The sequence below is a fragment of the Streptomyces sp. NBC_00878 genome, from assembly GCF_026341515.1.
Classification (GTDB): domain Bacteria; phylum Actinomycetota; class Actinomycetes; order Streptomycetales; family Streptomycetaceae; genus Streptomyces.
In genome coordinates, this window is the sequence record NZ_JAPEOK010000001.1 from 8,603,629 (window position 1) to 8,617,167 (window position 13,539).

At 64.1% G+C, this 13,539-nt stretch carries 8 protein-coding genes and 3 rRNA genes; 7 read left to right on the plus strand and 4 right to left on the minus strand.

Annotated elements, in window-relative coordinates:
• Positions 1-63: 63 nt before the first annotated feature.
• Positions 64-1,017 (plus strand): SPFH domain-containing protein, encoded by a 954-nt coding sequence (locus OHA11_RS37330; protein WP_266503887.1) that lies wholly within the window; start codon positions 64-66, stop codon positions 1,015-1,017.
• A gap of 152 nt (positions 1,018-1,169) precedes the next feature.
• On the opposite strand, the gene OHA11_RS37335 is transcribed toward OHA11_RS37330, so the two are convergent.
• The 3 genes from OHA11_RS37335 to OHA11_RS37345 form a co-directional block, all read right to left on the minus strand.
• The gene (locus OHA11_RS37335; RefSeq protein ID WP_055615424.1) at positions 1,170-1,676 is read right to left on the minus strand and encodes an HNH endonuclease; all 507 of its coding nucleotides are present in this window, start codon (positions 1,674-1,676) and stop codon (positions 1,170-1,172) included.
• A 145-nt stretch (positions 1,677-1,821) separates the two neighbouring features.
• A complete protein-coding gene (locus OHA11_RS37340; protein WP_266503894.1) occupies positions 1,822-2,361 on the minus strand; it encodes a YbhB/YbcL family Raf kinase inhibitor-like protein in 540 nt (179 codons plus the stop codon).
• A gap of 50 nt (positions 2,362-2,411) precedes the next feature.
• Positions 2,412-3,197 (minus strand): sporulation protein, encoded by a 786-nt coding sequence (locus OHA11_RS37345; protein WP_266503896.1) that lies wholly within the window; start codon positions 3,195-3,197, stop codon positions 2,412-2,414.
• A 166-nt stretch (positions 3,198-3,363) separates the two neighbouring features.
• Here OHA11_RS37345 and OHA11_RS37350 point away from each other — a divergent pair, with 166 nt between their 5' ends.
• From OHA11_RS37350 to OHA11_RS37375, 6 genes are all read left to right on the plus strand, one after another.
• Entirely contained in the window at positions 3,364-4,005 is a 642-nt protein-coding gene (locus OHA11_RS37350; RefSeq protein WP_266503899.1) for a DNA-3-methyladenine glycosylase, read from the plus strand.
• A 553-nt stretch (positions 4,006-4,558) separates the two neighbouring features.
• Positions 4,559-6,086: ribosomal RNA gene (locus tag OHA11_RS37355) — 16S ribosomal RNA — on the plus strand.
• A gap of 318 nt (positions 6,087-6,404) precedes the next feature.
• A 23S ribosomal RNA gene (locus tag OHA11_RS37360) occupies positions 6,405-9,527 on the plus strand.
• 106 nt (positions 9,528-9,633) lie between these two features.
• A 5S ribosomal RNA gene (rrf, locus tag OHA11_RS37365) occupies positions 9,634-9,750 on the plus strand.
• The 16S, 23S and 5S rRNA genes sit together here, the layout of an rRNA operon.
• Positions 9,751-9,996: 246 nt before the next feature.
• Positions 9,997-11,409 (plus strand): hypothetical protein, encoded by a 1,413-nt coding sequence (locus tag OHA11_RS37370; protein ID WP_266507713.1) that lies wholly within the window; start codon positions 9,997-9,999, stop codon positions 11,407-11,409.
• Positions 11,301-12,140, plus strand: a complete 840-nt coding sequence (locus OHA11_RS37375) for a hypothetical protein (RefSeq protein ID WP_266507715.1) — start codon at positions 11,301-11,303, stop codon at positions 12,138-12,140. The genes OHA11_RS37370 and OHA11_RS37375 overlap by 109 nt, the downstream gene beginning before the upstream one ends.
• A 73-nt stretch (positions 12,141-12,213) precedes the next feature.
• Here OHA11_RS37375 and OHA11_RS37380 read toward each other — a convergent pair whose 3' ends face one another.
• The gene (locus OHA11_RS37380; protein ID WP_266503902.1) at positions 12,214-13,503 is read right to left on the minus strand and encodes a DUF1015 domain-containing protein; all 1,290 of its coding nucleotides are present in this window, start codon (positions 13,501-13,503) and stop codon (positions 12,214-12,216) included.
• Positions 13,504-13,539: the final 36 nt, after the last annotated feature.

The following is a 13,539-nucleotide window of genomic DNA, read 5'->3' on the forward strand; positions in this document are numbered from 1 at the left end:
GATCTTCGACAATCACAAGATCTTCCGGAAGCACCTAGGCGGAGAAGGGTACGGGGAATCACGATGGAACCGATCATCATCGTCCTGATCATTCTGGTGGTGTTGGTCTTCATCGCTCTGATCAAGACCATCCAAGTCATCCCACAGGCCAGCGCGGCCATCGTGGAGCGTTTCGGCCGCTACACGCGCACGCTCAACGCGGGCCTCAACATCGTCGTCCCGTTCATCGACTCGATCCGCAACCGCATCGACCTCCGTGAACAGGTCGTACCGTTCCCGCCCCAGCCGGTGATCACCCAGGACAACCTGGTCGTGAACATCGACACGGTCATCTACTACCAGGTGACCGACGCCCGCGCCGCGACCTACGAGGTCGCCAGTTACATCCAGGCGATCGAGCAGCTCACCGTCACCACGCTCCGCAACATCATCGGTGGCATGGACCTGGAGCGGACCCTGACCTCCCGCGAGGAGATCAACGCGGCACTGCGCGGCGTCCTCGACGAGGCCACCGGCAAGTGGGGCATCCGCGTCAACCGCGTGGAGCTCAAGGCGATCGAGCCGCCCACCTCCATCCAGGACTCGATGGAGAAGCAGATGCGCGCCGACCGTGACAAGCGCGCCGCGATCCTCACCGCCGAAGGTATCCGCCAGTCGCAGATCCTCACCGCCGAGGGTGAGAAGCAGTCCGCGATCCTGCGCGCCGAAGGTGAGGCCAGGGCCGCCGCACTGCGCGCCGAGGGCGAGGCCCAGGCCATCCGTACGGTCTTCGAGTCCATCCACGCCGGAGACGCGGACCAGAAGCTCCTCGCCTACCAGTACCTCCAGATGCTCCCGAAGATCGCCGAGGGCGACGCCAACAAGCTCTGGATCGTCCCCAGCGAGATCGGCGACGCCCTCAAGGGCCTCAGCGGCGCCATGGGCAACTTCGGCCCGATGGGCGGCATGGGCGGAGGCGGCGGCGGCCAGGGCAACGCCCCCACAGAACGCCGAGAAAAGCCGTCGGTCACCGACTGACGCCGACTGCGAAAGGCGGCTCTTCACGTCTCCGATCGGGGACGTGAAGAGCCGCCTTTCGCTTCTAGGGGCGCGGGGAACTGCGCGACCAGCCACAACGCACCCGCACCCAACGAACAACCCGCAGCGATCCAGCACAACCAGCGGAGCGTCTACGCCGCCGGCTGCGCAAGCCACTCCGGCAAAGCCTCAAGATCATCGCGCCCCAGCGCGAGCAACATCGCATCGGCCGGCGTCGGCTCGAACGGCTGCCGCAACAGCGGCATCCCCGCCTGATCCGGCGTACGCGCGGCCTTGCGATGGTTGTCCTCCGCGCACGAGGCAACCGTGTTCAGCCAGGAGTCCTGACCACCCTGCGCCCGAGGCACGACGTGGTCCACGGTCGTCGCCCGACGACCGCAGTACGCGCACCTGTGCCGGTCACGTACCAGCACACCCCGCCTCGACCACGGCGCTTGTCTTCGGAACGGCACCCGTACATAGCGGCAGAGCCTGATCACCCGGGGCGCCGGTATATCGAGCGCGGCTCCGCGCATACGCAGTTCGGGGTGGGCCTGCTCGACAACGGCCTTGTCCTGCAGCACCAGAACGACGGCTCGATTCAACGTCACCGTCGACAGCGGCTCAAAGCTCGCATTCAGTACCAGCGTGTCCCGCATCAAGCCCACCTCCCATCTGCACCGGCCCACCCCCTGGCGGGCTTGGATCAACTCTGGCCGGGCACGCCGAGATGGACAACGCAATAAAAAATGCCCGCCCCTGATCAATTCCATGACCAGGGGCGGGCAAACGTTCAGTGAACGCTCAGCTGTCCGCGGGAGCCGCGTATTCGGCGACGATCTGCGTCCGCGCCAGCGTGTGGAACCGGAGGTTGAAGCCCACGACGGCCGGGGAGGCGTCCGAGTCGGGACCGAGCTTCTCCTGGTCCACCGCGTACACCGTGAACACGTACCGGTGCGCCGGGTCCCCTGCAGGCGGCGCGGCGCCGCCGAAGTCCTTCGACCCGTAGTCGTTGCGCGCCTGCACCGCGCCCTCGGGCAGGCCCTCGAACTTCCCCGTGCCCGCGCCCGTCGGCAATTCCGCCACCGAGGCCGGTATGTCGAACACGACCCAGTGCCAGAAGCCGCTCCCCGTAGGGGCGTCCGGATCGAAGCACGTTACGGCGAAACTCTTGGTCTCCGGCGGGAAGCCCTCCCAGCGCAACTGCGGCGAGGTGTTCCCGGCCGCGTAGACCTGAGCGTCCTTCAGCGTCGCGCCCGGCTCGACGTCCTCACTCGTGACCGCGAACGACGGCACGACGGGATGGAAGTCATGGGGAAGCGGCGGCCTCTTGGGCTCGGTCACCTCGGCACCTCCTGATCGGTTCCTGATCCTTGGAAACTCTCGCCCCGAGCCTAGAACCAGTTGCGCTTGCTACCGACCTCTGAGAGCCACTGGTTGAGATACCCGGTCCAGTCGGTCCCCTGGTAGTCGTTGAGCCCCACCTTGAAGGAGCGGAACGTGTCGCTGCCCTCACTGAAGAGACCCGGCTTCTTGTCCATCTCCAGTACGACGTCCATCTCACGGTCGTCCGCGACGAAGCTGAGCTCGACCTGGTTGAGACCGCGGTACTGCTGCGGCGGGAAGAACTCGATCTCCTGGTAGAAGGGCAGCTTCTGCCGCGTGCCCCGGATGTGGCCGCGCTCCAGGTCCGCGTTCTTGAAGCGGAAGCCCAGCTGGACGAAGGCGTTCAACAGCGCCTGCTGCGCCGGCAGCGGATGCACGCTGATCGGGTCCAGGTCACCGGAGTCCACCGCACGCGCGATCTCAAGCTCCGTGGTCACACCGACGTTCATCCCGCGCAACGGCTGCCCGTCGATCGTCGTGATCGGCGTCTCCCACGGGATCTCGAGCCCGAACGGCACCGCGTGCACGGCGCCCGCCTGCAGCTCGAAGGCACCGCCGAGCCGCTGCTTCGTGAACGCGACGTCCTGCTTGTACTCCTGGTCGTCATGGCCCTCGACCTCGACCCGGGCCTGCAGACCGACCGACAGACCCTCGATCGCCTGGTTCACGGACCCGCCCTGGATCCGCACCTCACCCTGGACGACACCGCCGGGTACGACGTTGACCTCGGTCAGCACCGTCTCGACCGAAGCCCCACCGGCCCCCAGGCTCGCAAGCAGCCGCTTGAACCCCATGTCTTTTCCTCCTCGGGCAACGCCCCGTTGTTGTTCTTCCGGATCGGATCCTTGATCCATACAAACGCGATCCGGCCGTGTCCGGTTCCGCGCCCTCACCCTGGCAAGACGCGGGCTCCCTGACCACCCCGTACGCAGTCACACCTCTGCACTACGCTCGTACGCCATGATCACGGCCCCTGACCGTACGCCCCTCACCCGGGAGTTCTTCGACCGACCCGTACTGGAGGTCGCCCCGGACCTCCTGGGGCGCGTGCTCGTGCGCACCACCCCGGACGGTCCGATCGAGCTCCGCCTCACGGAGGTCGAGGCGTACGACGGTCCGAACGATCCCGGCTCCCACGCCTATCGCGGCCGCACGGCCCGCAACGGCGTGATGTTCGGTCCGCCCGGGTACGTGTACGTCTACTTCACCTACGGCATGTGGCACTGCATGAACCTGGTGTGCGGCCCGGAGGGCAGGGCGAGCGCGGTCCTGCTCCGCGCGGGCGAGATCACCGAGGGCGCCGAACTGGCTCGCAAACGTCGGCTTTCGGCCCGATATGACAGGGAACTGGCCAAAGGCCCGGCCCGCCTGGCCACGGCCCTGGGGGTGGACCGGGTCCTCGACGGTACGGACGCGTGCGCCCCCGAGAGTTCACCGCTGAGCCTTCTCAAGGGCACCCCGATGGCCTCCGACCAGGTACGCAACGGTCCACGCACGGGTGTGGCCGGCGACGGAGGCGTCCACCCGTGGCGCTTCTGGATCGACAACGACCCGACGGTGAGCCCTTATCGGGCCCATACTCCCCGCCGTCGCCGAACTTGACTCGCCCTTGGGTCGTCCGTAATGTAGTCCGAGCCGCTTGAACCGGGTACGGCGTTCAGCCAGCAGCCGGAAGCGGCCAACCCACTACTTTCGACTCCCTCTCAGCGAGGGTGAATTCGACGTGTCTGCATGTCTGAATTCAAGCTCGCGGAACTCGATTATGAGTTGCCGAGGGGATCGGCTAACGTAGTGAATGTCGAAAGGCCGCAAGGCCAAAAGGCAAACCCCACCGACTGGGAATCACGGCCCGAAAGGCTCTGATAGAGTCGGAAACGCAAGACCGAAAGGAAGCGCCCGGAGGAAAGCCGCGAGAGATTATCTCGGGTGAGTACGAAGGAAGCGTCCGTTCCTTGAGAACTCAACAGCGTGCCAAAAATCAACGCCAGATATGTTGATACCCCGTCCACCGCATTATGTGGTGGGTGGAGGTTCCTTTGAAAAAGTCCTGCCGGGCATGGTCCTGGCAGGCGCACAGCGAGGACGTTGTGAACAGCCGGGCTTATTCCGTCCGACTGTTCCGCTCTCGTGGTGTTGTCCCGATTACGGGAATACATTCACGGAGAGTTTGATCCTGGCTCAGGACGAACGCTGGCGGCGTGCTTAACACATGCAAGTCGAACGATGAAGCCCTTCGGGGTGGATTAGTGGCGAACGGGTGAGTAACACGTGGGCAATCTGCCCTTCACTCTGGGACAAGCCCTGGAAACGGGGTCTAATACCGGATAACACTCCTGCCCGCATGGGTGGGGGTTGAAAGCTCCGGCGGTGAGGGATGAGCCCGCGGCCTATCAGCTTGTTGGTGAGGTAGAAGCTCACCAAGGCGACGACGGGTAGCCGGCCTGAGAGGGCGACCGGCCACACTGGGACTGAGACACGGCCCAGACTCCTACGGGAGGCAGCAGTGGGGAATATTGCACAATGGGCGGAAGCCTGATGCAGCGACGCCGCGTGAGGGATGACGGCCTTCGGGTTGTAAACCTCTTTCAGCAGGGAAGAAGCGCAAGTGACGGTACCTGCAGAAGAAGCGCCGGCTAACTACGTGCCAGCAGCCGCGGTAATACGTAGGGCGCAAGCGTTGTCCGGAATTATTGGGCGTAAAGAGCTCGTAGGCGGTCTGTCGCGTCGGATGTGAAAGCCCGGGGCTTAACCCCGGGTCTGCATTCGATACGGGCAGACTAGAGTGTGGTAGGGGAGATCGGAATTCCTGGTGTAGCGGTGAAATGCGCAGATATCAGGAGGAACACCGGTGGCGAAGGCGGATCTCTGGGCCATTACTGACGCTGAGGAGCGAAAGCGTGGGGAGCGAACAGGATTAGATACCCTGGTAGTCCACGCCGTAAACGGTGGGAACTAGGTGTTGGCGACATTCCACGTCGTCGGTGCCGCAGCTAACGCATTAAGTTCCCCGCCTGGGGAGTACGGCCGCAAGGCTAAAACTCAAAGGAATTGACGGGGGCCCGCACAAGCAGCGGAGCATGTGGCTTAATTCGACGCAACGCGAAGAACCTTACCAAGGCTTGACATCGCCCGGAAAGCATCAGAGATGGTGCCCCCCTTGTGGTCGGGTGACAGGTGGTGCATGGCTGTCGTCAGCTCGTGTCGTGAGATGTTGGGTTAAGTCCCGCAACGAGCGCAACCCTTGTTCTGTGTTGCCAGCAACTCCTTCGGGAGGTTGGGGACTCACAGGAGACTGCCGGGGTCAACTCGGAGGAAGGTGGGGACGACGTCAAGTCATCATGCCCCTTATGTCTTGGGCTGCACACGTGCTACAATGGCAGGTACAATGAGCTGCGATGTCGCAAGGCGGAGCGAATCTCAAAAAGCCTGTCTCAGTTCGGATTGGGGTCTGCAACTCGACCCCATGAAGTCGGAGTTGCTAGTAATCGCAGATCAGCATTGCTGCGGTGAATACGTTCCCGGGCCTTGTACACACCGCCCGTCACGTCACGAAAGTCGGTAACACCCGAAGCCGGTGGCCCAACCCCCTTGTGGGGAGGGAGCTGTCGAAGGTGGGACTGGCGATTGGGACGAAGTCGTAACAAGGTAGCCGTACCGGAAGGTGCGGCTGGATCACCTCCTTTCTAAGGAGCATCTAGGCGCCTGTCTCTCCGGAGCTGGCGTCCAGGGCCATTACGTCGGCACACGTCCGACGGTGGTTGCTCATGGGTGGAACGTTGATTATTCGGCACTCTCAGCCATCTCGGCTGCCAGTACTGTCCTTCGGGGCGTGGAAAGCTGATCACGAGTGGCGAGGGTGCCGGGCACGCTGTTGGGTGTCTGAGGGTACGGCCGGTTGATCGGCTGCCTTCAGTGCCGGCCCCAGTGAACTCGCCCGTGAGGGTGGGGTGGTGGGTGGTTGGTCGTTGTTTGAGAACTGCACAGTGGACGCGAGCATCTGTGGCCAAGTTTTTAAGGGCGCACGGTGGATGCCTTGGTACCAGGAACCGATGAAGGACGTGGGAGGCCACGATAGTCCCCGGGGAGTCGTCAACCAGGCTTTGATCCGGGGGTTTCCGAATGGGGAAACCCGGCAGTCGTCATGGGCTGTCACCCACATCTGAACACATAGGGTGTGTGGAGGGAACGCGGGGAAGTGAAACATCTCAGTACCCGCAGGAAGAGAAAACAACCGTGATTCCGGGAGTAGTGGCGAGCGAAACCGGATGAGGCCAAACCGTATACGTGTGAGACCCGGCAGGGGTTGCGTATGCGGGGTTGTGGGATCTCTCTTCTGTCGTCTGCCGGCGACAGGACGAGTCAGAAACCGTTGATGTAGGCGAAGGACATGCGAAAGGTCCGGCGTAGAGGGTAAGACCCCCGTAGTCGAAACATCAACGGCTCGTTTGAGAGACACCCAAGTAGCACGGGGCCCGAGAAATCCCGTGTGAATCTGGCGGGACCACCCGCTAAGCCTAAATATTCCCTGGTGACCGATAGCGGATAGTACCGTGAGGGAATGGTGAAAAGTACCGCGGGAGCGGAGTGAAATAGTACCTGAAACCGTGTGCCTACAAGCCGTGGGAGCGTCGGAGTGCATGCTTGCATGCACTCTCGTGACTGCGTGCCTTTTGAAGAATGAGCCTGCGAGTTTGCGGTGTGTTGCGAGGTTAACCCGTGTGGGGAAGCCGTAGCGAAAGCGAGTCCGAATAGGGCGGTATAGTAGCGCGCTCAAGACCCGAAGCGGAGTGATCTAGCCATGGGCAGGTTGAAGCGGCTGTAAGAGGTCGTGGAGGACCGAACCCACCAGGGTTGAAAACCTGGGGGATGACCTGTGGTTAGGGGTGAAAGGCCAATCAAACTCCGTGATAGCTGGTTCTCCCCGAAATGCATTTAGGTGCAGCGTCGTGTGTTTCTTGCCGGAGGTAGAGCACTGGATAGGCGATGGGCCCTACCGGGTTACTGACCTTAGCCAAACTCCGAATGCCGGTAAGTGAGAGCGCGGCAGTGAGACTGTGGGGGATAAGCTCCATGGTCGAGAGGGAAACAGCCCAGAGCATCGACTAAGGCCCCTAAGCGTACGCTAAGTGGGAAAGGATGTGGAGTCGCAGAGACAACCAGGAGGTTGGCTTAGAAGCAGCCACCCTTGAAAGAGTGCGTAATAGCTCACTGGTCTAGTGATTCCGCGCCGACAATGTAGCGGGGCTCAAGCGTACCGCCGAAGTCGTGTCAATCCAGCATGAGGGCCAACGCCCGCTGGGTTGGGTAGGGGAGCGTCGTGTGCCGGGTGAAGCCGCAGCGGAAGCTAGTGGTGGACGGTTCACGAGTGAGAATGCAGGCATGAGTAGCGATACACACGTGAGAAACGTGTGCGCCGATTGACTAAGGGTTCCTGGGTCAAGCTGATCTGCCCAGGGTAAGTCGGGACCTAAGGCGAGGCCGACAGGCGTAGTCGATGGATAACCGGTTGATATTCCGGTACCCGCTGTGAAGCGTCAAACATCGAACCTTCTGATGCTAAGACCGTGAAGCCGTTCCGGACCCTTCGGGGAAAGGAAAGTGGTGGAGCCGTCGGCCCAAGGTGGTAGTAGGTGAGTGATGGGGTGACGCAGGAAGGTAGTCCAGCCCGGGCGGTGGTTGTCCCGGGGTAAGGGTGTAGGCCGTGTGGCAGGTAAATCCGTCACACATTGAGGCTGAGACCTGATGCCGAGCCGATTGTGGTGAAGTGGATGATCCTATGCTGTCGAGAAAAGCCTCTAGCGAGTTTCATGGCGGCCCGTACCCTAAACCGACTCAGGTGGTCAGGTAGAGAATACCGAGGCGTTCGGGTGAACTATGGTTAAGGAACTCGGCAAAATGCCCCCGTAACTTCGGGAGAAGGGGGGCCATCACTGGTGATAGCACTTGCTGCTTGAGCTGGGGGTGGCCGCAGAGACCAGCGAGAAGCGACTGTTTACTAAAAACACAGGTCCGTGCGAAGCCGTAAGGCGATGTATACGGACTGACGCCTGCCCGGTGCTGGAACGTTAAGGGGACCGGTTAGTCACATTTCGGTGTGGCGAAGCTGAGAACTTAAGCGCCAGTAAACGGCGGTGGTAACTATAACCATCCTAAGGTAGCGAAATTCCTTGTCGGGTAAGTTCCGACCTGCACGAATGGCGTAACGACTTCTCGACTGTCTCAACCATAGGCCCGGTGAAATTGCACTACGAGTAAAGATGCTCGTTTCGCGCAGCAGGACGGAAAGACCCCGGGACCTTTACTACAGTTTGATATTGGTGTTCGGTTCGGCTTGTGTAGGATAGCTGGGAGACTGTGAAGCGGGCACGCCAGTGTCTGTGGAGTCGTCGTTGAAATACCAGTCTGGTCGTGCTGGATGTCTAACCTGGGTCCGTGATCCGGATCAGGGACAGTGTCTGATGGGTAGTTTAACTGGGGCGGTTGCCTCCCAAAGGGTAACGGAGGCGCCCAAAGGTTCCCTCAGCCTGGTTGGTAATCAGGTGTTGAGTGTAAGTGCACAAGGGAGCTTGACTGTGAGACCGACGGGTCGAGCAGGGACGAAAGTCGGGACTAGTGATCCGGCGGTGGCTTGTGGAAGCGCCGTCGCTCAACGGATAAAAGGTACCCCGGGGATAACAGGCTGATCTTCCCCAAGAGTCCATATCGACGGGATGGTTTGGCACCTCGATGTCGGCTCGTCGCATCCTGGGGCTGGAGTCGGTCCCAAGGGTTGGGCTGTTCGCCCATTAAAGCGGTACGCGAGCTGGGTTTAGAACGTCGTGAGACAGTTCGGTCCCTATCCGCTGTGCGCGTAGGAGTCTTGAGAAGGGCTGTCCCTAGTACGAGAGGACCGGGACGGACGAACCTCTGGTGTGCCAGTTGTCCTGCCAAGGGCATGGCTGGTTGGCTACGTTCGGGAGGGATAACCGCTGAAAGCATCTAAGCGGGAAGCCTGCTTCGAGATGAGGGCTCCCACCCACTTGATGGGTTAAGGCTCCCAGTAGACGACTGGGTTGATAGGCCGGATGTGGAAGCCTCGTAAGGGGTGAAGCTGACCGGTACTAATAGGCCGAGGGCTTGTCCTCAGTTGTTCGCGTCCACTGTGTTAGTTCTGAGACAACGAACAGTTGTCGGCTTTTGAGCAGAACACCTAACTGAAAAGTGTGCTTGTTCGCTCGAAACCATTAGGGTTTCGGTGGTCATAGCGTGAGGGAAACGCCCGGTTACATTCCGAACCCGGAAGCTAAGCCTTACAGCGCCGATGGTACTGCAGGGGGGACCCTGTGGGAGAGTAGGACGCCGCCGAACAATCTTTGGAGGACCTCTGGTCCCAGCGACTCGCTGGGACCAGAGGTCCTTTTTTTGTTTTCCGAAGCGCGCTGGGTACCCGGCTGCGCGAGAATGACTTGCGGTACCGATGACAGGAGTCACCCATGTCCACCAACTCTCCCGACGAGCGACCGGAGCGCGACCAGCGACGCCGGGACAGTGGTGACCGCGGCGGGTACCGCGGGGGCCCGCGCCGTGACAACGACCGCGGCGGGAACGGCCGGCGTGACGACGATCGGGGCGCCCCGCGTCGCGATGACAACCGTGGCGGCAGTGGTGACCGTGGTGGCTTCCGCCGAGACGACAATCGTGGCAGCGGTGGCAGCGGTAGTGGTGGTGGCGGATTCCGCGGGCGCGACGACCGTGACCGTGGTGGTCGTCCGCCGTTCCGTCGTGATGACCGTCCTGGTGCGCCGAGCCGTGACGACCGTGACCGCGGTGGGTTCCGTCGCGACGACAACCGCGGTGGTGGAGACCGTCCGGCGTTCCGCCGTGACGACGATCGGGGCGGCCCGCGGCGTGACGACAACCGCGGTGGTGCCGGCGATCGTGGTGGCTTCCGGCGTGACGACCGTCGTGATGACAACCGCGGAAGCGGCAGCAGTGACCGTGGTGGCTTCCGCCGAGACGACAATCGTGGCGGTGGCGGCGACCGTGGCGGCTTCCGTCGCGATGACAATCGCGCTGGTGGAGACCGTCCGGCGTTCCGCCGCGATGACGAGCGTGGTGGCCCGCGGCGCGATGGTGACCGTCCGCCCTTCCGGCGTGACGATCGTCGCGGCGACGACCGCGATCGTGGTGGGTTCCGTCGGGACGACAACCGTGGTGGTGGAGACCGTCCGGCGTTCCGTCGTGACGATCGTCGGGACGACGACCGTGGTGGTCGTCCGCCGTTCCGTCGTGATGACCGTCCTGGTGCGCCGAGCCGTGACGACCGTGACCGTGGTGGGTTCCGTCGGGACGACAACCGTGGTGGTGGAGACCGTCCGGCGTTCCGCCGTGACGACGATCGGGGCGGCCCGCGTCGCGATGACAACCGTGGCGGTGGCGGCGACCGTGGTGGCTTCCGCCGCGACGACCGTCGTGATGACAACCGCAGTGGCGGCAGTGACCGTGCCGGCTTCCGTCGTGACGACAACCGCGGAAGCGGCAGCAGTGACCGCGGTGGCTTCCGTCGCGACGACCGCCGTGACGACCGCAGGGACGATCGTCGCGACGGCGACCGTGCCGGCTACGTCCGTCGAGATGATCGGCGTGACGACCGCCGCGATGACCGTCGTGATGACAGCCGCGGTGGTGGCGGCGACCGTGGTGGCTTCCGGCGTGACGACAACCGTGGCAGCGGGGGCGGCGGATTCCGTGGGCGTGACGACCGTGGTGCACCGCGTCGCGACGACAGCCGTGGCCGCCCCGGTGGTGGCGGCGGATACCGGGGGCGTGACGACCGCGGTGGACGGGGCGGCGACGACCGCCGTGGCGGCGGTCGCTTCCGCGAGGAGCGGGACCGCGATCGCGAGCCGATCAAGCGGCTGCCGATCCCGGACGACGTCACGGGCGAGGAGATCGACAAGGACGTACGGCAGGAGCTCCAGAGCCTGCCCAAGGGGCTTGCCGAGGACGTCTCCCGGAACCTGGTGATGGTGGCCAGGCTCATCGACGAAGACCCCGAGGGAGCGTACGGCTACTCCAGGGTGGCGCTGCGGCTGGCATCACGTGTCGCCGCCGTACGGGAGGCGGCCGGTTTCGCCGCGTACGCGAACCAGAAGTACAGCGAGGCGCTTGCCGAGTTCCGGGCCGCGCGGCGCATGACAGGCAGTGTGGATCTGTGGCCGGTCATGGCGGACTGCGAGCGTGGCCTTGGGCGGCCCGAGAAGGCGCTCGACATGGCTGGGGCTCCCGAAGTGCAGAAGCTCGACAAGGCCGGCCAGGTCGAGATGCGGCTCGTGGCGGCCGGTGCGCGGCGGGACATGGACCAGCTCGACGCGGCCATCGTCACGCTGCAGAGCCCCGAGCTCGCCTCCAACTCCGTACAGCCGTGGACCGCGCGACTGCGTTACGCGTACGCCGATGCGTTGCTCGCGGCCGGGCGGGAGGGCGAGGCACGCGAGTGGTTCGCCAAGGCCGTCGAGTCCGACAAGGACGGCAGCACGGACGCCTCGGACCGGCTTGCCGAGATGGACGGCGTCGAGTTCGTCGACGTCCTCGTGGAGGACGACAGCGACAGCGACAGCGACGGGGATGGCGATGACGACAGCGACGGTGATGTTGAGGTCGTGAACTCCGGGACTCCGGAGCCGAAGTCGGCCGAGGTCGGCGACGACGACGCGGACTCGGACCCGGACCTTGGCGAGGGTGAGTTGAAGGGCTGACGGCTCCGCAGGAGTCGCAGGAGTCGTACGAGCACATGGGCGGGATCCCCGAGGGGGTCCCGCCCTTCGTGTTTCAGGGGGTCAGGGCGCGCAGCACCAGGCCCGACGCCGGCTTCGGGCCGAACGACGTCGACTTGCGGGGCATCGTGACGCCCTGGCTCGCGAGGGCGCGTACGACCTCCTCGTGGACCGGGTGCATCAGGACGGCCGTGCCGCCGTCGCGCTCGGCCTTGGCGACCGTGGCGGCCGTGTCGTGGATGTACGCGATGTGCTCCGGGACGTCGGGTATCCGCCAGACATGGTCGAGGAGTGTGGAGTGCAGGACCGTCGCGTCGAGGGTGCGCCAGGCGTCGGGGCGGTCCGCAGGGATCGTGCGGGCGAGCAGGTCCGGGGACGGGCGGTCGACGAGGTGGAAGGCGCCGTCGCCCGCAAGGAGGAACGCGTTTCCCTCGGCGGCCGCTACGGAGAGGGCCTCCAGGGCCGTGGAGAGAGGGCCGTTGACTTGGCGTACGCGGAAGTCGTCGCCAAGGGCTGCCAGGGCGTCGGCCACCGGGAGGCGGTGCAGGAGGCGGTGGATCGCGCGGACGCGGAGTGGGTAGCGGGCGGTGTCGACGAGGAGAACCAGGCCGAAGTCCCAGGGGCTGGGGGAGGGATGCTCCGCGCGTAGACGCAGATAAGTCGCCCAGCGGTGGTGGCCGTCGGCGATGAGGGCCTGGCGGTCGGCCAGGTCTGTCCGGATCTCGGCCAGGCCCGCAGGGTCTGTCACCGCCCACAGTCGATGGCTGAAGCCGTCCTCCGTGGTCGTGGAGAGCAGGGGAGCGCGCTCGGCGGTGTGCTCGATGACGGCGGTCGTACCGGAGACGGAGCCGTTGCCGCGGTAGGTCAGCAGCAGGGGTTCGAGGTTCGCGGAGGTGGCGCGCATCAGGGCCGCGCGATCCGCGACGATGTGCGGCATCACGCCCTCGTGCGGGAGGACCACGCCCTCCGACGGCTCCGAGAGGCGCAGGGTGCCTATGACGCCGCGTTGCAGCGTGCCGTCGCCGTGGCGCTGCTCGTAGACGTACAGGCCCGGCTCGGAGTCCGTGGTCAGGACGCCCTCGGACTGCCAGCGGTGCAGGGTGTCGGCCGCCTGCTCATTGCGGGCGCCGGGTGTGTCGGCCTGGGGGAGGATCAGCCGGACGATGTTGTGCGGGTCCGACGATTCGAGGTGGTGCAGGCCGTCAGGTCGTACGACCACGTCGTACGGCGGCGAGGTGACGGCGGAGAGGCTGCCGACTCGGTCGGGGTCGTAGCGCAGGCCCCGGAACGGGGTGAGGTCTAGGCCCATGCCGGCCGGTACGTCCACGGGACCTGCAGTGTTCATTGAGGCATCGTAAGTGTGTCAGTGCCATGAGCGATG

Excerpts from the sequence above, each read along its gene's own strand:
- OHA11_RS37330 (WP_266503887.1), top strand. The coding sequence starts at position 64 with ATGGAACCGATCATCATCGTCCTGATCATTCTGGTGGTGTTGGTCTTC.
- OHA11_RS37335 (WP_055615424.1), bottom strand. The coding sequence starts at position 1,676 with ATGCGGGACACGCTGGTACTGAATGCGAGCTTTGAGCCGCTGTCGACG.
- OHA11_RS37345 (WP_266503896.1), bottom strand. The coding sequence starts at position 3,197 with ATGGGGTTCAAGCGGCTGCTTGCGAGCCTGGGGGCCGGTGGGGCTTCG.
- OHA11_RS37350 (WP_266503899.1), top strand. The coding sequence starts at position 3,364 with ATGATCACGGCCCCTGACCGTACGCCCCTCACCCGGGAGTTCTTCGAC.
- OHA11_RS37380 (WP_266503902.1), bottom strand. The coding sequence starts at position 13,503 with ATGAACACTGCAGGTCCCGTGGACGTACCGGCCGGCATGGGCCTAGAC.